We start from the raw sequence: 22886 nt of genomic DNA on the forward strand, positions 1-22886 counted from the left end.
CGCCCGTCCGAGGAGTGCTCCGCGCCAGCCGGCGACGGGACTGCGGACTGGCGGCGCCGGGTGGCAGGATGCGTGGAGCATTCGGGGGGACGGGGAGGTATCGGCGATTGAGCGCCACCGCGTCGGCTGTGGACACCCGGATCTACCACCGGCCGTCCGGCCTGGCCGGCGACCATCTCGCGCTGGCCACCTCCACGCCTGACCAGGTCCGGGAGCAGACGTTCTACTCCGGCTTCGTGCGTACGCCCCGGGTGGTCGCCGGTGGGCTCCTCGCGTTGGCCGACATCGCCGCCGCCGACTTCCGCCAGGCCCGGACCGACCCGTGGCGCGGCCGTGACCCGGTGGTGACCGGCGACGGCGAGCGGCTGCGGTTCGAGGCCCTCTCGATGTGCGGTGGGCTGTACGGTCGGCTCGACCTGGCCGCCGCCGAACTGGAAAGTGCCGTTACCGGCCGGGGTACGACGAACGTCGACATCAACCCGCCGCTGTACCAGGCGCTGACCAGAGTCGGTGGTGCCGACCCGCTGCGACTCTCCGTCGGTGCCGACGGCCTCACGGTCGCGACGCTCGACGGCGGCATCGTCGAGAAGAAGGTGCCGCTGCCCACCGCCTGGCTGCGCGGGCTGGCCGAGGTGGCGGCGCGGGCGCTGCCGCTGGATCCGCGGCTGGAGATCCCGGCGGGCCGGGCCGTGGCGCTGCTCGCGGAGATGTCGGCGCGCTCGGGCCGACGGGTCCGCTGGCTGCTCCCCGCCGGCTCGGCGGTACGGGCCACCGCCGGTCCGGCACCCGGCGCCGTCTGCGTGGCCGACGGCTTCCGGTTGGCGGTACTGCGGCCACTGCTGCCCCTGGCCCGCACCGTGGCGCTCTACGCGCCGCCGGTCTCCGGCGCACCCGCCCAGGTCAGCGGCTGGGTGCTCGACCTCGGCACGGCCCGGTTCACGCTGCTGGTCTCGACCGGCGCCCGCGACGGCTTCGCCGGTGACGGCCAACTGCTGACCGACCTCGCGGCGGAGACCGCCGACGCGGACGCCGAGGCGCTGAGCGCGCTGCTCGCCACGGACCCGGTCGTCGAGCGTGCGTCGGTCGCGGCCCGTACCGGCTGGGATCCCGCCCGGGTCACCTCGGCGCTCGCCGCGCTGGCCACGGCCGGGCAGGTCGGCTACGACGTCGCCGAGGCCTCGCCGTTCCACCGCCCGCTGCCCTACCGGGCCGACGTCGTCGCGGCGCTGCATCCCCGGCTGGCGGCGGCACGGGTGCTCGCCGACGCCGGCCGGCTGGTGCGAACGGCCGCCGGGATCGAGGTCACCTCGGGGGACAACACCTACCTGGTACACCGACGCGGCGGCGAGTTCGCCTGCACCTGCGCCTGGTGGGCCGACCATCAGGGCCGGCGCGGGCCGTGCAAGCACGTCGTGGCCGCCGTCATCATCGAGCAGCCGGGGCGCTCGGATGGATGACCTGTGGACCGAGGTCCGCGCGAGGATCGACGCCGCCGCCGTCGAGGCGATCGCCGACGTGCTCGCCGGGCTGGCCGACGGAGACCGGACCGCCCTGGTGGCGCACCTCGACGGGTACGCCCCGGCGCACGCCGAACCGGAACCCGTGGTCCTGCCGCCGCTGGAGCCGGAACCGCTGCCCGACCTCCCGACGTCCGGGTTCTTCGCCGTGGGCTTCGTGGCGTACGGCAACGAAGAGCTTCCCACCGATCTGCAGGGCATCCGCGAGCATGCCGCGCGGCAGCGCACCCGGCAACGGGAGAACCAGCGCAGGTGGGAGCTGCGGCGGCTGGAGGACGAGGCGCGGCAGGCCGCCCGGGCGCTGAACGCCTCGCGGTGGGCCGCTGCCGGGTTCGCCCTCGTCGCCTGCACGGCGAAGGCACCCGACGCGGTCAAACTGCTGCACCGCCCGTGGAGCGCGGGACCGGCGCCGCGGGTGTCGCCCGAGATGGTGTCCGCCCTGCTGCGGGTGCGCGGGACCGCCTGGTGCAGCACACTCGCCCGGGGACTGCTGCGCCGCACCCGGCCACGTACCCAGGTCGTTCCGTGGGCGTTCACCGAGGCGCTGCTGCGGGCGGTACGGGCGGACGTGCCGGACACGCCCGCCGCCGCCGCGCAGTACGTGGCGCTCTACCGTGGGCGACCGCTCGCACCGGTGCTCGCTGCCGATCCGTGGTTCGACCACATGCTGCTGACGTACGTGTTCGACGACGACGGCGTAGCGAACGCGTTCGCCACCGGTGTGGCGTCCCGGGACTGGTCGACGGCGCTGCTGGAGTTGGCCGGTACGGGCCGCGTCGACCGTCACCTGCTTCTCGCGGGCTGCCTGCGCCGGCTGCGTACGGGCGGACGTCAACGTGTCGTGCAGTCCTACCTCGCACTGGCCGTTGAGCTCGCGGCGACGGCGGAGGAGCTGGCCGGGTACGCGCAGGAACTGATCGGTCTGCTGACGGCGCCGATGTCCACCGTCGCCGGGTTCGCCTACAGCTGCCTGCAAACGGTGCACCGGAGGGCGGAACTCGGTCCGGTGTCCCTGGCCGAGATGACCGGGAACATGCTCTGCCGGCCGGAGAAGAAGCTGGTGCGCGCGCACCTCGGCTGGCTACGGGCGATGCCGCTCGACGAACTGGTCGAAGGGCTCGTCGTCGGACTGCACCACCCGGTGCCCGAGCTCGCCGAACGCACCCTCGACCTCGTCGAATCACGGCTGGCGGAGCTGTCCGGGACGACCCGGAAAAGGCTGGCGGCCGAGGTGCCGTCCCTCGACGGCGCGGTGGGGCAGCGACTCGCGGCGGCGCTCGGTACGGCCGCGCCGGCGGCGGCACCCGTACCGGTCCTGGCCGCCGTGGAGCTGCCCACGGAGATGCCACCGCCGCTCGACCTCGGCGCGCTCGCCGGTGAGCTGAGCGTCCTGCTCCGCAACGGCGACACCGACCCGATCCGGCACGAGGCCGCCCTCGACGGGCTGGTCCGGGCCGCGCGCGGCGACCGGGAACTCGCCGCTCGCGTGCTGGAGCCACTGATCACCCACGAGTTCGGGTACTGGCCGGCGTTGATCGCCGCCACCTTCGGCGGGTCCGCGGGCCACCCCGGCCGGCAGGTCACCCGCGCGGACACGCCGCTGAGCCTGTTCGTCAGGGGTCGATCCCTCGAACTGATCCCCCGTCTGATCTACCAGCCGCCGCCCGGGTTGCTGGCCACCCCGGCCACCCTCGCCGGTCACGTCGATCCGGCGCGGGTGCTGGGTCTCCTACAGCAGGCCGACCGCGACCGCTGGCAGCCTGCCGCCGGTGACCTGACCCAGGCCCTCCTGCGGCTTCCCCGCGAGGTCGACCCGGCCGTGCACACCGCCGCCGCGCGCCTGGGCTCACCGGCCGGCCGCCGGTTCGCCGCCTGGCTGGCCGACGGCGTCACCGAACCGCGTACCTGGATCGAGGAGGTCGAGGGGACCACCTCCCGCCCCGGCCGGCGGGTCGCGATGGTCGATCCGGCGGGGCTGCCGGCCGAAGTCGGCGACGCCCGGACCGCTGCCGACCGTTCGGCGTCCACCTGGCAGATGCCCGCGCTGGCGCTCTGGCCGATGATCACCCCGGCGCACCGGGAGGTCGCCGCCGCGCACCTGCAACCGTTCGTCGCCGCTGCGGTGGACCGTCAGGACCCCGGTACCGGCTTCCTGACCGGCCTCGCCGCCGCAGACGGCCCGGTCGGACCCGCGACGGCGCTGACCATGGTGTACGCCCTGGCGAACCGCCGGGAGAGCGTCCGGCTGGCGGCCGGCGACGCGCTCACCCGGTTCGCCGCCCGCCCCGGCTGGGACGGCAGCGGCATCGGCGTGGAACTCGGCATCCTGGCCGGCTCCGACCGCATCGTCCTGCAACGCACCCTCCAGCCCCTGACCGAGGCGCTCAGGGCCGGCGCCCACCACGCGGTCTGGCAGATCGCCTCGGCGGCGCTGCCCGGCCTGCTGGCCGCCAAACCCCGCCCGGGGCTGCCCGAGCTGCTCACGCTCGCCGCTGACGCCGCTCGGACCGGCCGGCACACCGCAGAGCCGCCGGGGCTCGCCGCGCTCACCGGCAAGCCGGGCCGCAGCCAACTCGCCACCGCCGCCCGCAAGCTCGCCGAGGCCCTCCGATAGTCGGTTACGACACTAGCGGGAGCGGGCCGACCGCAGCAGCCATTGCTCGGGGTCCTGACCGCCGACGACACCGAGGTACTTGCTCGCGGGCGCGACCCCGGCGAGGCGGCGCAGTTCCGGGGTGAGGCTCAGGAGCTGTTCGACTCCGGTGGCGAGGGTGTGGTTGTCGGCGGGTCGTAGCCACGGCAGGACGTGTTCGCAGATAAGTGCGCGGCGGGTTGCCCGGCTGCGATTGTGGCCGGCGGCATGCCACAGCCGGCCGCTGTAGACCACGGCGCTTCCGGCGGACATCACGACGGGTACCAGTTCGGGTGGCTGTGGGCGCCGGCCGGCGGGCCACCGGTGACTGCCGGGAGCGATCATGGTTGCGCCGTTCTCCGCGGTGAAGTCGTCGAGGGCCCAGATGACGTTGGTCTCTGCCTCGACGTCCTGGGGGAGGGGGTAGACACCCGCGTCGAAGTGCAGCGCCTGGGCTCCCTGGCCCGGATCGACCGCGGAGAGGAAGAGCATGCCGAACTGGTGGACCTCGCCCAGGCGCGCCGTGACGAGGCGACGTACCTGGGGGTGGGTCAGCAGGGATTCGAAGGCACCGAGGCGGCCGAGCAGGGAGTACACCCGCCTGGTCCGGCGTCCGTCGAAGTCGTTGTCGCTCCAGCCGACACCGTCCAGAAGGTTGTCCGCGTGCTGGACGACGGCAGCCAGTTGCTGGTCGGACAGCAGCGCGGGCAGCACGACGAAGCCGTTCTCCCGCAGTGTCGCGGAGGTCTGGTCGATGTCGGAGTTCTCGGCCATAGCCTGGGATCCTAATACCGCCACGGGCGGCTGCGGCCGTCGATCCGGACCGGGCCCGAGTCCACCATGGATGGCTGTCCGGTGGGTTGGTCACCGGTGAGCGGCGGGCCCGTTCTGCCGTACGGCCTGGCGCGGGGACGCGGAACGGGGGTGGCGCCGATCGGCGCCACCCCCGTCGCAGCTGCTGCTACCTGGCCGTACAGGTCAGGGTCGGCGCGGTGTTCGTGCCGGTCCAGGAACCGTTGAACCCGAAGCTGGTGCTGCCGTTGGCGCTCAACGCCCCGTTGTGACTGACGTTCGCGGCGGTTATCGACGACCCGCTCGAGGTTACCGTCGCGTTCCACGAACTGGTGATGCTCTGGCCGTTCGCCCAGGTCCAGCGCACCGTCCAGCCGGCGATGGCGGCGGTGCCGGCCCGGACCGTGACCGTGGCGCCGAAGCCGCCGGTCCACTCGCTCGTCTTGGCGTAGGTCGCGCTACAGCCGCCGTTGCCGGTGGGTGGGGTGGTCGGCGGGGTGGTCGGCGGAACGGTTGGCGGCGGGGTCGTCGGCGGGGTGGTCGGCGGGTTGGTCGGGTCGGTGCCACCGCCGCCGAAGGTCACGTCACTGCACAGGTAGTACGGCTGGTCGAGGTGGCTCGCCTGCCAGATCGTGTAAACGACGTGCCGTCCGGTGCGGCTGCCCGCGTTCACCTGGGCCTCGTACAGCCCGGTGGTCGGGTAGCTGCCGGTGCGCAGCACCAGGTCCAGACTGCCCCAGGTGAGCGGCTGGGTGGCCGGATTGAAGCCCTGCTTGGTGATGTAGATCAGCATGTAGTCGGCACCGTGCCGGGCACCGTCGGTCAGCGTGAGGGTGAAGTTGTTCGGCATCGGCTTCGCGACCCATGCCCCGACCGTGTCGAGCGAGGCGTACAGCCCGCCCTGGGTACGACCACCGCTGCAGAGCTGGCCGTCCGGCACGGCGGCCTGGTGGTTCCCGCCGACGTTCTCCCGGTACAGGCCGTTCCAGTTCCACATCGTGTTCGGGTTGGCCTGCCAGGCCTGGGCACACATCGGGTCGGTCTGCGCCATGTTGGGGTTGAGGTGGTCGTCACCCCAGCGGTCCCAGCAACCGTAGTTCCGGGACGGCGGGTTGGTGACGGAGCCGTGTGCCGAGGCCGGCTCGGGCTGGTTGACGACCACCATCGTGAGTCCGCTGACGAGGACGGCGACCGCACCGATCACCAGACGACGGGCTGTTCGTGAGACTTTCATCAAAGCTCCAGCGTTTCGCCGACGCGTGTGTCGCTCGACAGGATGCCCGAGCCCGCGAGGAGACGCGCCGATCAACATGAAGGACCCCGGAAGCGCAGGTGACACGGCTGTGTCGCCCGCGGTGGCTTGGTGGCTCCCGCGATGATGCTACTCAGTTACATAGACACGCGCGAATCCGCTTTTCCGGTGAGGTCTGCGGGACGGGCCGTCGACTACGGCATCACCCGGCACAGTGCGTCGAGCGCGCCCGCCCACGCGCTGTCCGGGGGAGCGGCGTAGTTGACCACCAGCGCATCCTGCTCCGGCAACCGCCAGCCGGCGTCCGGCACCTCGTAGCGGAACTGCGCCATCCCGCGCACCGCCAGGCCTTGCCGGGCCGCCGCCTCGACGACCGGGCGCTCGGTCCCGGGTGGAAGTTCGAGGACCACCTGCAATCCGGCGGCCAGGCCGGTCACCCGGATGCCGGGGGCCCGCTCTGCCAGGGCCGTGACCAGTTGGTCGCGGCGGCGCCGGTAGCGCAGCCGCATCGCGCGCAGATGACGCTCGTACGCGCCCGACGTGATGAACTCCGCGAGCGTCAGTTGCTCCAACGCGCTCGACCAGTCGACGGGCCCCTTGGCCGCCACGATCTCCGGAACCAGTTCCGCCGGCAGCACCATCCAGGCGAGCCGCAGCCCCGGTGCCAGCGACTTGCTCACGGTGCCGAAGTAGACCACCCGCTCCGGGTCGAGTCCCTGCAGAGCGCCCACCGGCTGACGGTCGTACCGGAACTCCCCGTCGTAGTCGTCCTCCAGGATCAGGCCGCCGGTGGCGCGGGCCCAGTCGACGGCCGCCGCGCGCCGGTCCGGGTGCAGTGCGACCCCGGTCGGGTACTGGTGCGCCGGTGTCATCAGCACCGCACAGGTCCCGCGCAATCGCGCCAGTTCGTCGGTGCGCGCGCCACACTCGTCCACGTAGAGGGGCGGGGTGCTCAGGCCGGCGCCGTTCAGCAGTTCGCGGTAGACGGCGAAGCCGTACGACTCGACAGCCACCGTCCGTACCCGACGGGCCCGCAGTACCTGTGCCATCAGCGTCAGGCCGTGGTGGAAGCCGGAGCAGATGACGACCCGCTCCGGTGTCGCGTACACCCCACGGGCCCGTGCCAGATAGTCCGCGAGGGCGGTACGGAGTTCCATCCGGCCGACGGGATCGCCGTAGCCGAAGGCGTCGTGCGGTGCGGAGGTCAGCGCGCGGCGGGCGGCGCTGAGCCACTGCGCGCGGGGAAACTCCGCCAGGTCCGGTGTACCCGGCAGCAGGCCGTACCTGGGAGGGCGCCGGGTCGGCTCGGTCGGGGGAGCGGCGGGCGCGGCCGTACGCGGCTCGGCCCGCCTGGCCACCCGGGTCCCGGAGCCCTGTTGGGCGGTGAGCCAGCCCTCGGCGATCAGTTCGGCGTAGGCGTCGGCCACGGTGTTCCGGGCGATGCCAAGATCGGTGGCGAGCGAGCGGGACGACGGCAGTCGGGTGCCGGGCACAAGACGCCCGGTGCGGACGGCGTCCCGCAGGGCGTCCATCAGCCCGGCGCGCAGCCCGGGCGCGTCCAGATCCAGTTCCAGATGCAGGTCGGAACCGGACCCGGAAGGCGGGTCGGGCGTCGAATTGGCCCACGAATCCGTCATAGAAGTGGACCATACCTCAGTGCCACCTGGGGCGTAGCCTTGCCGGGATGACGATCGACCATGCACACGACACCAGGGGTCGTGTCCCGGAACACTCCCCACGCCTGGACTTGGCGAAGCTTGCCCCCGACGCCTACAAGGCCATGATCCGCCTTGACACGGCCGCCCGGCAGGGTGTCGAGCCGACCTTGTTCAACCTGGTGAAGATCCGGGCATCGCAGCTCAACCACTGCGCCTACTGCCTGGACATGCACAGCAAGGACGCGCTGGCGGCCGGCGAGTCGGTGGAGCGGATCATCCAGCTCGGCGCGTGGGCGGAGTCGAGGCACTTCTACACGGCGAAGGAGATCGCGGCGATCGAGCTGACCGAGGCGATCACCGTGCTCACGGACGGGTTCGTTTCGGACGAGGTGTATGCGAGGGCCGCGAACGAGTTCGACGAGACCGAATTGGCCCGCCTGATCGTCGCGATCACGACGATCAACGCGTGGAACCGCTTCGGGGTCTCCACCCGGATGGTCCCCGGGCACTACAAGCCCTAGCGCCCGGCCGGACCCCTGCGTCCGTACCACCGCCCCTCCGCGACCACTTCGGGACACGTGAAAAGATGACAGCCTCCACCTTCCGCGCCCTGCACCAGGGCCGCACCGTCGGCGATCCGCTGGTCCTGCCGGGGCCGTGGGATGCGGCCAGCGCCCGGGTCTTCGCCGATGCCGGCTTCCCCGCGCTCGCCACGCCGAGTGCCGGGATCGCCGCGTCGCTCGGTTACCAGGACGGCGCGACCCCGCCCGAGGAGATGTTCGCCGCGGTGGCGAGGATCGTCCGAGCGGTCTCCGTACCGGTGTCCGCCGACGTCGAGGGCGGCTACGGCCTCACGCCCCGGGAACTGGTCGGGCGGATCCTGGAGACGGGCGCCGTCGGCTGCAACCTGGAGGACTCCGAGGGGCACACCGGGGTCAAGGACCCCGCGCGGCACGCGGACTGGCTGGCCGAGGTACGGGCGGAAGCGGGTGAGGCGCTCTTCGTCAACGCGCGCGTCGACACCTTCCTGTTCGGCACCGGTGACCCGGCCGACGCCCTGGCCCGCGCCCGGCTGTACGTGGCGGCCGGCGCCGACTGCGTCTACCCGCTGATGGCGCCGGCCGAGGTGTTTCCGCTGCTGCGGGCGGGCATCGACGCCCCGCTCAACATGGCTGCCGGACCGGACGAGGGGTCCGTGGCCGAGCTGGCCCGGCTGGGCGCGACGCGGATCACCTTCGGGCCGGGCATGCAGCGGTACGCGATGGGGTCGATCGCCGAACTCGCGGCACGGCTGCGGCTCTGACGTCCCGCGAGCCCGGTGCGCGCGGGCCCGAAAAATGAATGGCAACGACGGGGATAGGAACACCATGACCGACAACTCGTCCACCGACACCCGAGGGACAGCCGAGGCATTCCTCCAACTCGTCACCGGGAACGACCCCGGTCGCATCGCGGACGTCTTCGCCGACACCATCGACTGGTACGTACCGGGCCTCGTCGATCTGCCCTGGACCGGAGCACGTACCCGGGGCTCCGACGTACCGGAGTTCTTTCGAACGATGGGCTCGGCGTTCGTCCCCGGGCAGAGCCGGTACGCGGTTGACCGGATCGTGGTGGAGGGCAACGACGCCGTCATCATCGCCACCGCCACACACACGTTCGCCGGCAGCGGTACGCGGTTCACCACTCCGATGATCATGCACCTGACCGTCGACGGCGGAAAGATCGTGCGGCTGCACCTGTACGAGGACACCCACCTGGTTGCCCGGGCGTTCTCGGGCTGACGAGCGCCGACGGCTCGGCCATCCCGGTGGTCGGGGCGGTCCGTGGCCCTTCTCTCGGTGGCCGTGCCCAAGGGCACGGCACACCCATCTCCGACCCTGTGTTGAGGCCGGGGCGGTACTGCTCATCCACGATGCCGGCCGCCCCGGGCCGCCGGCACCTCTCCGCGCGGCTCGACCCCACCGGCCGGCGCGGTACCCCGGCACACCGATGTGGACAGCGGCATCGGCCAGGCCGGTCAGCGGTAGATGCTGGTTCCGGGGTTGAACCGCAAGCTCAAGTAATGCTCAAGATCCGGTTCGGGCGACCCGTCGATGCGAAAAATGGACATACGCTCACCGCACCCAGCTCGCTCACAGCCGCACGATCCTCTCGCGACGGCAACCGTCGTCGTCACCAGGCTCACCGTGGCGGGCTCAGCACGACAGTCCCGGATAGCTCGGCCCGGCTCGCACGCGGGGGCCGGCCACGGCATCAACCACAGGCCGCAAACAGAAGGAGGGGAGCATGCGACGCAGACGACTGCGCATCGCGCTTCTCGCGCTGCCCGCCCTGGCGGGTAGCGTCCTCATGGCGACCACGCCCGCCGGCGCGGTCCCCACGGAGTCCGCCGCCCCGGCTGGCGCGGGCCGATCCCACCTCGAGGATCGGGAGGCGATACGCCTCGTAAACATTCAGTTGACCGGCGCCGACATGCTGGACAAGGTGGTCGCCGCCGGCTTCGACCTCGAGCACGGCGTCCGGCGGGTACCGACCGGTATCGAGGGCGAGGCGGTGGTCACCGCCAAGCAGATCGCCGAGCTCAAGGCGATGGGCGTCAAGATCCTCGGCGACGGCGAGAGCTTCGCCTGGAGCGAGAAGGCCGACGGCGGCTTCCAGTCCTCCGGTACCCGGTCGGACCAGCCGCACGGCCACGAGGCGACGGTACGGGTCGTCCGCGCCGACTGGTTCACCACGAAGGGCCAGGGCTTCCTCTACGTCGAGGCCCGGACCACCGAGGGGCAGCAGGCGGAACCGGTCGTCGGGATGCAGCTCGAGAACGACTCGGGCCGGGGTACGTCGTTCGGCTTCGCCCGGACCATGAGCCGGTTCGTCGACTCCGGGCAGTACATGTTCCACCGGAACCTGTTCAAGCTCGACAAGCGCCCGAAGCAGATCCGGGTCACCAGCTCGACCGGCGGTGTCACCACCGGCGACGTCTCCAACTGGCTGGAGGACGCTCCGCCGCCGCTGACGGCGAACCCGCGCTACAAGTGGGACTTCGTCGACGGGTACAAGCACCCGCAGCAGCTCTTCAACCGCGCCAAGGAGATCGCCCGGCAGTACCCGCACATCGCCGAGATCGTCTACCTGCCGAACAAGACGAACGGCTACCAGCGCAAGGCGCAGGCCACGATCGGCGGTACCGGGGAGGCCGCGGTCGTCGTCAGTTCGGCGGCGTGGGGCCACCAGGGCGGCAACGACATTACCGTCGAGTTCGCGGACCGCCCGGGGGCGAACCTCCCGCTCGGCGTCGAGGTGACGGGCAAGGCGATCCGCGTCCTCCTGGCGAAGGACGCATCCGGTGCGCTCGCGAGCACGGCCGCCCAGGTGGCTGCGGCGCTGGAGGGCCAGTCCGGGGGACTCGTCGACCGGTCGCACCCGTACCGCACCAACGCGGGCACCGGCATCGTCGCGCCGACGTCGAGTCCGGTCGCGCTGACCGACTTCCTCGACGAGAAGCGCGTCGGGGCGCCCGAGGGCGAGGTGCCGCGGGGCCCGGCCACGATCCCCGTGCTGCGGATCGGCAAGCACCGCGACGGCAAGAAGCCCGGCGTGCTGATCCAGGCGCAGGACCACGCCCGGGAGTGGGTGCCCGCCACGACCACGCTGGAAACGGCCGAGCGTCTGGTGCACAACTACACGTCCGACCGGGAGACGAAGAACATCGTCGACAACACCGACGTCTTCCTCATCCTGTCGAACAACCCCGACGGGGCGAACTACAGCTTCTACAACTTCGCCTCACAGCGCCGGAACATGACGAACCACTGCCCGGACGCGAACGCCGATCCGGCCCAGCGGAACGCCTGGGGCGTCGACCTGAATCGGAACTACCGGGTCGGTTCGGGGCACGACGGTTACGCGGGTGGGTCGACCAACTGCGTCAGCAACAACTACCAGGGGCCGGAGGAGCTCTCCGAGCCCGAGTCGAAGAACATCATCTGGCTGGTCGAGAAGTACCGGAACATCAAGTTTATGATGTCGGTGCACTCCAACGGCGGCCAGCTGTTCTGGCAGCCCGGCGCCTACATCGCGGACGGGCGGATCACCACGCCGCGTCCGCCGCTGGGTGACGAGGCGTTCTACTGGCAGTCGGCCGCCCGGATCCTGTCGCAGGTAAAGGCGCACCGGGAGACCGTCGTCACGCCGGAGAACGTCGGCGGTTCGTCCGACGTCCTCTACTCCTCGGCGGGCAACGTGCGCGAGGACCTGTACCACACCTACGGGATCTACGCCTTCGGTTGGGAGGTCGGCGGCTCGGTCTACAACGCCGAGACCGGCGACTGGCAGGGTGGCTCGTTCCAGCCGGAGTGGGTCGGAGATCCCAACCTCGTCAGCGGCCATGCCGAGACGATGGAGTACTCCAACGGGATCATGGAGATGTTCCGGGTCGCGGCCGATTGGGGCAAGGACAAGAAAGACCCCACGTCCCGGCTCCTCCCCGGCGGCGGGAAGTACTCCAAGCCCGTCGACGTGCGGTTCGAGACGAACGAGCCGGCCACCATCTACTACACGACCGATGGCAGCCGGCCCACGCTCAAGTCGCCCCGTTACGAGGCGACCGAGTTCCGTGAGCCGGGGGAGGTGTTCCACGTGACCAGGACCACGACGTTCCGCTGGTTCTCGGTCGACGCCGCCGGCAACGTCGAGAACAACTACGACCCGACGAAGAACGACAGGCGCGAGAAGTACCGTACGGCGACGATCACGATCAAGAGGTAGTGCGCGTTTTCTGACCATTGCCTCGCCAGTGTGGTTTTCCGCACTGGCGAGGCAATGCGCGCGGACGCACAACCGGCGCGAGGAAGAACGCGCGCGAATCTCCAGCGCCGCGGAATCGGGAGCGGTCGGTATTGAACCAGCCCGATGTCCCGGTCGTGTCAGAACACATGAGACATCTGTCGGGCGTGGAGCGAGGTCGGTTGACCATCGCGGTGGGCGTACTCGTAGCACTGGTCGGCGTCGCAGGTCTGGTGCGGGTCGGCGTCCAGTCGGACTCTGGACAATCGGAGCGAACTGCCAGGCGGACCGGCTCTGGCCAGGAGCGTGAGCAGGCGGCGGACGCGTACGCGGGTCTGCCGCTCACGTTCGTCGAGAACCGGGGGCAGGCCGATGGGCGGGTGCGATACCTCGCCCACGGCACCCGATACGGGTTCTTCTTCACCCCCGACTCGTTGGTGATGTCGTTGTTGGAGCGGGGTGGTGCAACCGGCGTCAACCTCTTCCTGGACTATGTCGGCGCCAACCCGGACGTATCGGTAGACGTGGCAGAGCAGGCACCCGGCCGGGTCAGCTATCTGCGCACAGCTGGGTCGACCGAGTCCCGGGCCGGCCTACCGAGCTATGCCGAGGTCGTCTACCGGACGTTGTGGCCCGGGGTGGACATGGCCATCAACGGGCGCGACGGCGTGCTCAAGTACGAGTTCCGGGTAGCGCCCGGCGCGCGGGTCGACGACATCCGGCTGGCCTATCGCGGAGCGGAGGGGCTGGCCACCGACCAGGCAGGCAGCCTGCTGGTCGACACGGCGGTCGGCACGCTGCGGGACACGCCGCCGGTGTCGTACCAGGTGGTCGACGGGAAGCGGGTGCCGGTCGAGAGCCACTACCTGCTCGGCGGCGTGGGTGGCCCCGAGCAGTCCTACGGTTTCGCGGTGGGCGGCTACGACCCGGCACGAGAGCTGGTCATCGACCCGGGCCTGGAGTACTCCACGTTCCTCGGCGGGTTCGGCAACCAGGCCGGTGCGGCGATCACGGTCGATGCGACGGGAAGTGCCTACGTCACCGGCTTCACCCAGTCCCCGACCTTCCCGACGACGGTCGGCGCGTTCGACCGGAGCGGGTCGGCGAGCAACGACTCGGACGCCTTCGTGGCCAAGCTCAATCCGGCCGGCACCGGGCTCGTCTACTCCACCTTCCTCGGCGGAAGCAACTCCGACTCGGGCCGGGACCTGGCGATCGACGCCGACGGCAACGTGTACGTGACCGGACAGACGAGCTCGTCGAACTTCCCGACCACCAGCGGGGCGTTCGACCGGACGATAAACGTCGGGAACTGCCCACGGTGCGGCATCGACCCGTACGACGCGTTCGTGGCCAAGCTGAACCCGAGCGGTTCCCGGCTCGTCTACTCGACGTACCTCGGGGGGACCAGCATCGACGACGGCCTCGCCGTGGCGCTGGACGGTGCCGGCCAGGCGTACGTGTCCGGGCTGACGTCGTCGGGTGACTTCCCGGCGACCTCGGGCGCGTTCGACACCACGGCCAACGGTGAGAACGACATGTTCGTCGCGAAGGTCAACGCGCAGGGCTCTCAACTGCTCTACTCGACGTTCCTCGGTGGTGCGGACAACGAGGCGCCCGGTGGGCTCGCCGTCGACGCGTACGGCAACGTGGTGGTCGCCGGTGCGACCAGGTCGGTGGGCTTCCCGACGACCCCCGGGGCGCTACAGGCGACGCACAGCGGCGGGGACGTCGCCGGTCTGTTCGACGGGTTCGTCACCAAGGTGAATCCCGCGGGCTCGGCCCTGGTGTACTCCACGTTCCTGGGCGGGACCAGGCAGGAGAGCGTCGGCGACGTCCTCGTGGACGCGACCGGCAACACCTACCTGAGCGGGACGACGATGTCGCCGGAGTTCCCGACCACGCCCGGCACGTTCGACACCACGTTCAGCGGGACCAGCGAGTCGTTCGCCGCAAAACTGGACCCCACCGGCTCGGCGTTGCTCTACTCGACGTTCCTCGGTGGCGCCAACGCGGGAGTGGGGGCGGTCGTCGCGGACGGCAGCGTCTGGCTGGCCGGCAGCGCGGACCCGTCCGCGTTCGTCAGCCCGGACGCCTGGAACCGTCAGTTCGGCGGGGGCGTGTCCGACGCCTATCTGGCCAGGCTGGACCCGGTCGGCACGGCGCTCGATTATGCGACCTTCATCGGCGGAGGCGATTCGGAGCGGGCCGCCGACCTCGCGCTCGACCCGGTCGGCAACGTCTTCCTCACCGGTATCACCCGATCGGCGAACTTCCCGACCACCGCCGGCGCATTCGACCGTGGGTACGGCGGAGATCCGTACCTCTTCGGGGCCGACGCCTGGATCGCGAAGCTCGCCGTCGGTCCGGGGCTGACGCGCTACCGGCCGGCGGCGTAGCCCTGCATGCCACGCGGATTCGCCCCGGCCGTGAGCAGACCCGTGCCCGGGTCGCGGGCCACGGCACAGAGTCGGCCGAGACTCCACGGGCCGGAGAGCCGGACCTCGTGCCCGTACTTCCGCAGGGCCGCCAGGACATCGGAGTCGAGGCGGTCCTCCACCACCAGCACACCGGGCTCCATCTCGCGCGGATAGAAGGACCCGAGCAGGCTCAGCGTGTGCCACGCGGGCGCGTCGATGGCCTCCTGCAGGGACTGGCCGCCGAGGAGATGGCGGAGCAGGAACGGCAACTGCCACTGCTCCTGCTGGTCGCCGCCGGGCGTGCCGCAGGCGAGTACGGGCTCCCCGTTCCGATGGACCATGGTCGGGCTCAGCGTGGTTCGCGGTCGGCGGCCGGGGGCCAGCGACGAGGCGAGACCCTCCTCCAGCCAGAACATCTGGAGCCGGCTGCCCAGCGGAAAGCCGAGGTCCGGAATTGCGGGCGAGCTCTGCAGCCAGCCGCCGCTCGGGGTAGCGGAGATCATGTTGCCCCAGCGGTCGACCACGTCGACGTGACAGGTGTCGCCGCGGGTCACCCCGTCCGCCTGCACCGTCGGCTCCCCGGTGGTGGGGTCGACCAGGTCGGCGCGCCGCCCGGCATCGCGTCCGAGATGGGCGGGAAGGTGTGGCTCCGCGCCGTCGGGCCGCCCCGGTCGCAGCTCCGTCGAGGCGCGTTCGCCGATCAGGGCTGCCCGCTCCCGCGCGTACCTCGGGGACAGGAGCGCCTTCGCGGGCACCTCGCCGTCGCCGTACCACGCCTCGCGGTCGGCGAAGGCGAGCTTGAGCGCCTCGGCCTGGGCGTGGATGCCGGCCGCGGTCGCCGGGTCGTACGCCCGGGGGTCGTCGAGCGCGTCGAGGACCGACAGCGTCTCCAGCAGCACCGGTCCCTGTCCCCAGAAACCGGTCTTCGCGACCGAGTAGCCGTGCCAGTCGAGGGTGACCGGCTCCTCCCAGGTCGCGGTGTAGGCAGCCATGTCCTCGCCGGTGACGAGGCCGGCGTTGCGGCGCCCGCTGGAGTCCTGGAACGGCTTGCGACCGAACCGGTCGACCGCCTCTGCGACGAAGCCCTCGCTCCAGGCACGACGGGTGGCCTCGATCTGCGCCTCGCGGTCGGAGCCGGCCGCCCGACCTGCCTCGACCAGCCTCTCCAGGGTCCGGGCGTAGGCCGGGTTGGCGAACATCTCACCCGCGACCGGTGCTCTGCCGTCGCGGAGCCAGAGTTCCGCCGAGGTGTCCCAGTGCTCCTCGAACAGCGCCTGTACGGCCGCCACGGTGTCGCCGACCCTGCCGATCAGCGGGTGGCCGGCGCGGGCGTACCCGATCGCCGGGTCGAGCACCTCCTCGACGCGGAGCGTGCCGTGGTCCCGCAGCAGGAGGAGCCAGGCGTCCACGGCGCCGGGCACGGCCGCAGCGAGCGGACCGGATCCGGGAACGAGTTCCATCCCGAGGGACCGGAAGTGCGCGATGGTGGCACCAGCCGGCGCGGGCCCCTGCCCACACAGCACCTTCGGAGCCGGGTCCTGGGCCGTCGCCACGATGGCGGGCACCTCGCCGCCGGGCCCGTTCAGGTGGGGTTCGACGACGTGTAGGACGAACCCGGCGGTGACCGCCGCGTCGAAGGCGTTCCCGCCGCGTTCGAGGATCCCCATTGCCGCCTGGCTCGCGAGCCAGTGGGTCGAGGAGACCATTCCGAATGTCCCCTGCAGCGTCGGCCTGGTGGTGAAGGTCATGACGACAACTCACTCGGCTGGGTGGCTCGGACGTCGGGTCGGGTGCCGTCGGGCTGGACCAGGTGGCACGCGGCCATCCCGCCGGCGATCTCCACCTGGGCGGGCACCTCCGTCGCGCACCTGTCGAACGCGAGCGGGCACCGGGTACGGAAGCGGCAGCCGGACGGAGGATCGAGCGCGGACGGCAGGTCGTCGCCGAGCAGTACCGGCTGCCGTTGCCGTTGCCGGACCGGATCGGCCAACGGCGCGGCGGCCAGCAACGCCTGCGTGTAGGGGTGGGCGGGCCGCGCGAAGACCTGCTCGCGCGAGCCCTTCTCGACGAGTTGGCCAAGGTACATGACGGCGATGTCGTCCGCCAGGTACTCCACCGCGGACAGGTCGTGGGTGATGAACAGGCAGGCGAACCCGAGGTCCCCCTGCAGGTCGGCGAGGAGGTTGAGCACCGACGCCTGCACGGAGACGTCGAGCGCGCTGGTGGGCTCGTCCGCGATGAGCAGCATGGGTTCGGAGATCAGTGCGCGCGCGATGCTGACCCGCTGACGTTGCCCGCCGGAGAGCTCATGCGGATATCGGCGGGCCACCTCGGCCCGCAGCCCCACCCGGCCGAGTTCCGCGGCGACCCGGGCCTCCCGGTCGCGTCGCGACATCCGCTGGCCGGACAGCCGCAACGGCTCGGCCACCACGTCGCCCACGAGCATGCGCGGGTCGAGCGAGCCGGCAGGGTCCTGGAAGACGATCGAGACCTTCTTCCGGTGCTCACGTAGCCGCCGCCGGGACAGGTGCGTCACGTCCGTTCCGGCCAGCCTGACCACGCCCGCGCTGGGCTCCAGGAGTCGTACCACGCACCGGCCCACCGTCGACTTACCGGAGCCGCTCTCGCCGACCAGAGCCGTGACGCGGCCCCTGGCGATGGTGAGGGAGACCCCGTCCACGGCCCGTACGGGCCCGAAGTGCATCACCAGGTCTTCGAGTTCGAGGGCGTTCGGCTGCGCTGTCATGGGCTCGTCTCCTGGGGCTGCCGCACCCGGGGCGTCGGGCAGGGGTGCCAACACGCCACGAGATGGTCCTCCGCCGGTGCCGCTTCCGTTCCGAGGACCTCCAGCGGCGGCGCGGACTCGCGACACTGCTCGTCGGCGGCCGGGCAGCGGTCCGCGAACGTGCAGGCGTCGGGCTGGACCGACAGGACGGGCACCAGACCGGGGATCTCCTGTAACCGCTGGGTGCCGGCGTGCGTACCCGGTGTCGGCGAGGCCGCGAGGAGTCCGGCGGTGTACCGGTGACCCGGATGTGCGAACAGGTCGGTGACGTGGGCCCGTTCCACCACCCGGCCGGCGTACATCACGACGACGCGGTCCGCGATGTCGGCGATCACGCCGAGGTCGTGCGTGATGATGAGGATGCTCGTACCCAACCTGTCGCGCAGGTCCCGGAGCACCTGGAGGATGCCGGCCTGGACCGTGACGTCCAGTGCCGTGGTCGGTTCGTCGGCCACCAGCACCTTCGGGCCGCAGGCCACCGCCATCGCGATCATCACCCGTTGGCGCATCCCGCCGGAGAGCTGGTGCGGGTAGTTGTCGACACGTTTCGGGGCGGACGGAATGCCGACGAGGGACAGCAGTTCGACGGCACGTGCGCGGGCGGCCCGCCGCGACATCCGTTCGTGGACCTGTAGCACCTCCCCGATCTGCCGGCCGACGGTGAGCACGGGGTTCAGGGACGTCATCGGCTCCTGGAAGACGTACGCGATGTCCTTGCCGCGCACGCGGCGCAGCACGGACTCACGGGTGCCGACAAGCTCGGTCCCGCGCAGCCGGATCGAACCGGAGATCCGGGCGCTGCCGGGGAGCAGGCCTCCGATGCTCATCCCCGTGACGCTCTTGCCGCAGCCCGATTCGCCCACCATTCCGACGATCTCTCCGGCGGCGAGATCCAGGTTCACCCCGTCGACCGCCGAGACCGTGCCGCTCTCGGTGGTGAACGAGACCGACAGGTCGCGCACCTCCAGGACGGGTGTCCCGACCACGGCGGAGACGGTGTCCGCGCGTTCGCCCGTGCTCATCGCCGGTCCCCCTTCGGATCGAGGGCGTCCCGGAGGGCGTCGCCGAAGACGTTGAACGCCAGGGCCAGCACCATGATCACGACGCCGGGAAGCACGGCCGCCCACGGCGCCTGGGCGGCGAACTGCTGGGCGGTGGCCAGCATGGTGCCCAGGCTGGGTGCCGGGGGCTGGATGCCGAGGCCGAGGAAGGAGAGCACCGCCTCACCCAGGATCGCCGCCGGAATCGCGACCGTGGCCTGCACCAGGATCACCGATGTCGCGTTGGGCATGATGTGCCGGGCGAGCACCCACAGGTCGCTGGCGCCGTCCACGATGGCCGCGGCGACGAAGTCCAGGGACTTGAGCCGCAGGGTGTCCGAGCGGACCACCCGGATCACCCCCGGGATCTGGGCGATCCCGATGGCCACCGCGGCGTTCGCGAGGCTGGCGCCCCGGATCGCGGCCAGCCCGACCGCCATGATCAGAAACGGGAACGCGAGGAGCAGGTCGGTGAACCGGGAGATCACGGCGTCCCAGGCCCGGAAGTAACCCGCCGCGAGCCCGAGCGGCACGCCGACGACCAGGGAGGTGGCCACCGCCAGGAGTCCTACCTGGAGCGACGCCCGTGCGCCCAGCATGATGCGGGACAGCACGTCACGGCCCAGGTCATCGGTGCCCAACACGTGTCCGGGGCTGCCCGGAGGTGCGAACGTGTGGGCAAAATCGGTCTGTTCGACGGAGTAGGGAGCGATCCAGGGCGAGAGTACGGCGACGACGGCCGCGAGCGCGAGCACGACGAAGCTGGCGACGGCGAGCGGGTTCCTCCGCAGCCGTCTGAGGACCCGGGTACGCCGGGTCAGCCCGACGGGACCGGTCTCGGCCATGGGGACGGTGAGGACGGTCATGCCGGATCCCCCGTTACCCGGATTCGTGGATCGATGACCGAGTAGAGCAGGTCAACGAAGAAGTTGATCACGATGTACGCCGTCGCGGTGAGCAGGACGACCGCCTGGATCACCGGGTAGTCCCGCTGGAACACCGCATCGATGGTCATCTTGCCGAAACCCGGAAGCCCGAAGATCTGCTCGGTGACGACCGCACCCGAGATCAGGCCCCCGAGTTGGAGACCCACGATCGTCACCACCACGATGAGGCTGTTCCGCAGCGCGTGCCGGGTGATGACGGCCCGGGGCGGCAGTCCCTTCGCCTTCGCCGTACGCACGTAGTCGGAGGAGAGCGAGTCCAGCATCGCCGAACGGGTCTGTCGCATGATGATCGCGGCGAGGCCGGTTCCGAGGATCACCGCCGGCAGGACGATGTGGTGCAGGTTGTCCACGGGATCTTCGAGCAGCGGCACGAAGCCGGAGGCGGGAAAGAGCCCGGTCGCCACGGAGAGGTAGAGGATCGCCAGCAGTCCGAGCCAGAAGTGCGGCACCGACAGGCCGATCAGTGCCATTCCGTTGGCCAGCCACTCGGCCGGGCGCCCGCGGCGTACCGCCGCGAGCACCCCGGCGCCGACGCCGAGCAGCGCGGCGATGAGGATCGCCAGTACGGCGAGTTCGGCGGTCACCGGCAGGGCGGTCGTGAGCATCGACGAGACCGGAACTCCGGTGCGGATCGACACCCCGAAGTCGCCCTGCACCGTGCGTTCGACGTACTGCGCGAACTGCACTGGCACCGGCTGGTCGAGCCCGTAGTGGTGCCGGATGGCCTCCAGCGCCTCCGGTGACCGGTCCTCCCCGGCCAGCGCGAGGGCCGGATCGCCGGGGAGGGCCCGGACACCGAAGAACACCACGATCGTCGACAGCAGCAGGGTCAGCGCTGACTGCCAGGCGCGGGTGAGTAGATATCGGGCCACGGTGAGCTACTTGGCGAACCCGGCGAAGGCAGCGCGGATCACGCCGTCCGGGAAGACCTGGAGGCCCTGGACCTGCTTGGTGACGGCGGTCAGGTTCCGCTGCCGGTAGAGGTAGATCAGCGCGTCGTCCTGCTGGAGGAGCGTGACCGCCTGCCCGTACAGCTTCTTGCGCTCCTCGACGTCGCTGGCCTGGCGGGCCTGGGTCAGGATGGCGTCGAGCTGGGGGTTGCTGTAGCCGGCGACGTTCTGGCTCGCGAGGGTGCCGACGAAGTTCGTGATGTTGGCGTCCGGGTCGATCCGCCCGCTCCAGCCCAGCTGGAGCAGCTCGAAGTTGCCCCGGTCCTGCTCGTCGAGGAGGGAGGAGTACTCGACGGGGTTGATCTTCAGGTCGAACCCGCCGTCCTTGACCATGGACTGGAGCGCCTGCGCCAGGCGCAGCGTGTCGGGCGTGTTCGAGGCGAGCAGCGTCACCGGGTACGGCGTCGGCACGCCCGCCTCGGCGAGCAGTTGCTTCGCCTTGGCCGGGTCGTGCGCCGGACAGGCCTGCGCCTCCGGCGAGGAGAACGGGCTCGCGGGGGAGATGGGGGAGCAGGCGGTGGCGTGGAGTCCGTTGAAGACGGCCTCGACCAGCACCTTCCGGTCGATCGCGTGCTCGAACGCCTGCCGGACCTTGGCGTTCTGCGCGATCGGCCGGTTGATCGGCTTGGGGGTGGTGCGCACCCCGTCGACGTTGCCGATGTTGAGGGTGAGGCCCTGGTAGCCGAGGGACTGCGACTGCAGGACGGAGAGCGAGGCGTCCTGCCGCAGCGAGGCGACGTCCTGGGTGGAGACGCTGTCGGCGACCTGGGCATCCCCGGAGCGCAGGTTGGCGGCGCGGATGCTCGCGTCGGTGAGGATGCGCCAGGAGATGGTGTCGAGGTGGACCTTGTCGGCCTCGTAGTAGTTCGGGTCCTTCACGACGTCGATGGAGTTCTGCGGCACCCGTTTGGCGAACTTGAACGGCCCGACGCAGACCGGGGCGGAGGCGAATTCGTCGCCCAGGCTCTGCAGCGCCTTCGGGCTCATGATCATGCCGGCCCGGTCCGCGAGCGCGCCGAGCAGGGGCGCGAACGGCTGCTTCAGGCGAAGGACGACGGTCTGCGGATCGGGGGTGTCGACGCCGTCGATGGGACCGAGCTCGCTCTTGCGCGCCGAGCGGGCGTTGGTCAGGTGCCGCTCCAGGGTTGCCTTGACTGCGGCGGAGTCGAACTGCGTCCCGTCCGCGAAGCGCGCGCCCTGGCGCAGGGAGATGGTCACCGTCTTACCGTCGCCACTCGTGACCGGCAGGGCGGTCGCCAGTTGCGGCACGACCTGCGCCTTTTCGTCCACGTCGTAGAGCTTCTGGCACATCGCCTGGAAGACGTAGCGCGAGTAGAGGCTCCGGGACAGGGTCGGGTCCAGTGCGTCGGGCTCCGCGGAGAGGGCGATGACCAGGTTGCCACCCTGCTTCACCGCGGCGGGGTCCGCCGGGGTGCCGAAGGAGTCCTGGCCGGCCGGCTGGCTGTTGTCGGTCTGGTTGCCGCCGTCCCCACTGTCCACCGGTGAGCAGGCGACGACGGTGCAGAGCACAGCGACCGCGGCCACGGCGGTCCGTAGTGGATCAAGCTTCCGCGAGCTCGTCCCGCCGATGGGGAGCTTCGTCATGGGAACTCCTCGGGTGAGTGATCATGGGAGAGTATGTTGTATGCGATGAGTGGCACAAGACTTCCCTGAATGTCCCTCATATCGGTGTGGACCGGAAGCCCGTCGCAGGCGACGGGCGGTCCCCCCGTTGAGGTGCGCGGAGAACTCGAGGCAACTCGCCCCGCCGGCGCCCGGTTACCGGGCCGTCGTCATCCGGCCGGTCATCCGAAACGGGGTACCACATGCTTGCCCTGGCGGGCACGACCGGCGCCCTGCTGCTGGCCCCCTACCGGCGCCGCCGGGACACCACTGCGGGCGGCGGCGGACCGCCGGTACCGCGAACCCGACGCTGAGCCCAAGAGGCTCCGCCAGATGGTGCGTCGCCGATCGGCGGCCCGCCAACCGGTGGCGCGGCCCTGGCGGACCGACAATTTCCGCCAGGGCCGCGCCCCACACCCACCGCGACGGGTACCGCCTGGACCCCGCGCACACCTGACGCGCGAACGGAGCGGCCGCGACACCCG

At 71.1% G+C, this 22886-nt stretch carries 16 protein-coding genes; 7 read left to right on the forward strand and 9 right to left on the reverse strand.

Annotation, left to right across the window (positions count from 1 at the left end; genetic code table 11):
• The first annotated feature begins 107 nt into the window (after positions 1–107).
• Positions 108–1457, forward strand: a complete 1350-nt coding sequence (locus H4W31_RS24985; RefSeq protein WP_192768874.1) for an SWIM zinc finger family protein — start codon at positions 108–110, stop codon at positions 1455–1457.
• Positions 1450–4131 carry a hypothetical protein gene (locus tag H4W31_RS24990; RefSeq protein WP_192768875.1) on the forward strand — a complete coding sequence of 894 codons (2682 nt, stop codon included), beginning with the start codon at positions 1450–1452 and terminating at the stop codon, positions 4129–4131. Before H4W31_RS24985 ends, H4W31_RS24990 begins: the two co-directional genes overlap by 8 nt.
• A 12-nt stretch (positions 4132–4143) precedes the next feature.
• Here the strand turns inward: H4W31_RS24990 and H4W31_RS24995 are convergent, their stop codons facing one another.
• The 3 genes from H4W31_RS24995 to pdxR all read right to left on the reverse strand — a co-directional run bounded on the left by H4W31_RS24995 (position 4144) and on the right by pdxR (position 7830).
• Positions 4144–4923 (reverse strand): phytanoyl-CoA dioxygenase family protein, encoded by a 780-nt coding sequence (locus tag H4W31_RS24995; protein WP_192768876.1) that lies wholly within the window; start codon positions 4921–4923, stop codon positions 4144–4146.
• 187 nt (positions 4924–5110) lie between these two features.
• Complete coding sequence (locus tag H4W31_RS25000) at positions 5111–6175, reverse strand: lytic polysaccharide monooxygenase auxiliary activity family 9 protein (protein ID WP_192768877.1); 1065 nt, start codon at positions 6173–6175, stop codon at positions 5111–5113.
• A gap of 212 nt (positions 6176–6387) precedes the next feature.
• Positions 6388–7830 carry a MocR-like pyridoxine biosynthesis transcription factor PdxR gene (gene pdxR / locus H4W31_RS25005; RefSeq protein WP_192768878.1) on the reverse strand — a complete coding sequence of 481 codons (1443 nt, stop codon included), beginning with the start codon at positions 7828–7830 and terminating at the stop codon, positions 6388–6390.
• 47 nt (positions 7831–7877) lie between these two features.
• Here pdxR and H4W31_RS25010 point away from each other — a divergent pair, with 47 nt between their 5' ends.
• The 5 genes from H4W31_RS25010 to H4W31_RS25030 all read left to right on the forward strand — a co-directional run bounded on the left by H4W31_RS25010 (position 7878) and on the right by H4W31_RS25030 (position 15035).
• Positions 7878–8372, forward strand: coding sequence for a carboxymuconolactone decarboxylase family protein (locus tag H4W31_RS25010; RefSeq protein WP_192768879.1), 495 nt, complete (start codon positions 7878–7880; stop codon positions 8370–8372).
• 65 nt (positions 8373–8437) lie between these two features.
• Positions 8438–9154 carry an isocitrate lyase/PEP mutase family protein gene (locus tag H4W31_RS25015; protein ID WP_192768880.1) on the forward strand — a complete coding sequence of 239 codons (717 nt, stop codon included), beginning with the start codon at positions 8438–8440 and terminating at the stop codon, positions 9152–9154.
• 64 nt (positions 9155–9218) lie between these two features.
• Complete coding sequence (locus H4W31_RS25020; protein WP_192768881.1) at positions 9219–9635, forward strand: nuclear transport factor 2 family protein; 417 nt, start codon at positions 9219–9221, stop codon at positions 9633–9635.
• A 505-nt stretch (positions 9636–10140) separates the two neighbouring features.
• Entirely contained in the window at positions 10141–12618 is a 2478-nt protein-coding gene (locus H4W31_RS25025) for a M14 family zinc carboxypeptidase (RefSeq protein ID WP_192768882.1), read from the forward strand.
• A 167-nt stretch (positions 12619–12785) separates the two neighbouring features.
• The gene (locus tag H4W31_RS25030; protein ID WP_192768883.1) at positions 12786–15035 is read left to right on the forward strand and encodes a DUF7948 domain-containing protein; all 2250 of its coding nucleotides are present in this window, start codon (positions 12786–12788) and stop codon (positions 15033–15035) included.
• Here H4W31_RS25030 and H4W31_RS25035 read toward each other — a convergent pair.
• From H4W31_RS25035 to H4W31_RS25060, 6 genes are read right to left on the reverse strand one after another with little or no spacing between them, the layout of a single operon-like run.
• On the reverse strand, positions 15017–16804 hold the full coding sequence (locus H4W31_RS25035) for a gamma-glutamyltransferase family protein (protein ID WP_192768884.1): 1788 nt from the start codon (positions 16802–16804) through the stop codon (positions 15017–15019). The two genes, H4W31_RS25030 and H4W31_RS25035, sit on opposite strands and share 19 nt — an antisense overlap.
• Positions 16801–17802 carry an ABC transporter ATP-binding protein gene (locus H4W31_RS25040; RefSeq protein ID WP_192768885.1) on the reverse strand — a complete coding sequence of 334 codons (1002 nt, stop codon included), beginning with the start codon at positions 17800–17802 and terminating at the stop codon, positions 16801–16803. The genes H4W31_RS25035 and H4W31_RS25040 overlap by 4 nt, the downstream gene beginning before the upstream one ends.
• Entirely contained in the window at positions 17799–18863 is a 1065-nt protein-coding gene (locus H4W31_RS25045; protein WP_192768886.1) for an ABC transporter ATP-binding protein, read from the reverse strand. The genes H4W31_RS25040 and H4W31_RS25045 overlap by 4 nt, the downstream gene beginning before the upstream one ends.
• A complete protein-coding gene (locus H4W31_RS25050; protein WP_192768887.1) occupies positions 18860–19747 on the reverse strand; it encodes an ABC transporter permease in 888 nt (295 codons plus the stop codon). The genes H4W31_RS25045 and H4W31_RS25050 overlap by 4 nt, the downstream gene beginning before the upstream one ends.
• On the reverse strand, positions 19744–20700 hold the full coding sequence (locus H4W31_RS25055; RefSeq protein WP_192768888.1) for an ABC transporter permease: 957 nt from the start codon (positions 20698–20700) through the stop codon (positions 19744–19746). The genes H4W31_RS25050 and H4W31_RS25055 overlap by 4 nt, the downstream gene beginning before the upstream one ends.
• Positions 20701–20706: 6 nt before the next feature.
• Positions 20707–22383, reverse strand: coding sequence for an ABC transporter substrate-binding protein (locus tag H4W31_RS25060; protein WP_192768889.1), 1677 nt, complete (start codon positions 22381–22383; stop codon positions 20707–20709).
• Positions 22384–22886: the final 503 nt, after the last annotated feature.

It is taken from the genome of Plantactinospora soyae, from assembly GCF_014874095.1.
GTDB lineage: Bacteria > Actinomycetota > Actinomycetes > Mycobacteriales > Micromonosporaceae > Plantactinospora > Plantactinospora soyae.

Bases quoted from the DNA above. Each gene is read 5' to 3' on its own strand.
- H4W31_RS25030 (WP_192768883.1), top strand. From the start codon at position 12,786: ATGAGACATCTGTCGGGCGTGGAGCGAGGTCGGTTGACCATCGCGGTG.
- H4W31_RS25040 (WP_192768885.1), bottom strand. From the start codon at position 17,802: ATGACAGCGCAGCCGAACGCCCTCGAACTCGAAGACCTGGTGATGCAC.
- H4W31_RS25050 (WP_192768887.1), bottom strand. From the start codon at position 19,747: ATGACCGTCCTCACCGTCCCCATGGCCGAGACCGGTCCCGTCGGGCTG.
- H4W31_RS25035 (WP_192768884.1), bottom strand. From the start codon at position 16,804: ATGACCTTCACCACCAGGCCGACGCTGCAGGGGACATTCGGAATGGTC.
- H4W31_RS25010 (WP_192768879.1), top strand. From the start codon at position 7,878: ATGACGATCGACCATGCACACGACACCAGGGGTCGTGTCCCGGAACAC.
- H4W31_RS24995 (WP_192768876.1), bottom strand. From the start codon at position 4,923: ATGGCCGAGAACTCCGACATCGACCAGACCTCCGCGACACTGCGGGAG.
- H4W31_RS25020 (WP_192768881.1), top strand. From the start codon at position 9,219: ATGACCGACAACTCGTCCACCGACACCCGAGGGACAGCCGAGGCATTC.
- H4W31_RS24990 (WP_192768875.1), top strand. From the start codon at position 1,450: ATGGATGACCTGTGGACCGAGGTCCGCGCGAGGATCGACGCCGCCGCC.
- H4W31_RS25045 (WP_192768886.1), bottom strand. From the start codon at position 18,863: ATGAGCACGGGCGAACGCGCGGACACCGTCTCCGCCGTGGTCGGGACA.
- H4W31_RS25025 (WP_192768882.1), top strand. From the start codon at position 10,141: ATGCGACGCAGACGACTGCGCATCGCGCTTCTCGCGCTGCCCGCCCTG.
- H4W31_RS25015 (WP_192768880.1), top strand. From the start codon at position 8,438: ATGACAGCCTCCACCTTCCGCGCCCTGCACCAGGGCCGCACCGTCGGC.
- pdxR (WP_192768878.1), bottom strand. From the start codon at position 7,830: ATGACGGATTCGTGGGCCAATTCGACGCCCGACCCGCCTTCCGGGTCC.
- H4W31_RS25000 (WP_192768877.1), bottom strand. From the start codon at position 6,175: ATGAAAGTCTCACGAACAGCCCGTCGTCTGGTGATCGGTGCGGTCGCC.
- H4W31_RS25060 (WP_192768889.1), bottom strand. From the start codon at position 22,383: ATGACGAAGCTCCCCATCGGCGGGACGAGCTCGCGGAAGCTTGATCCA.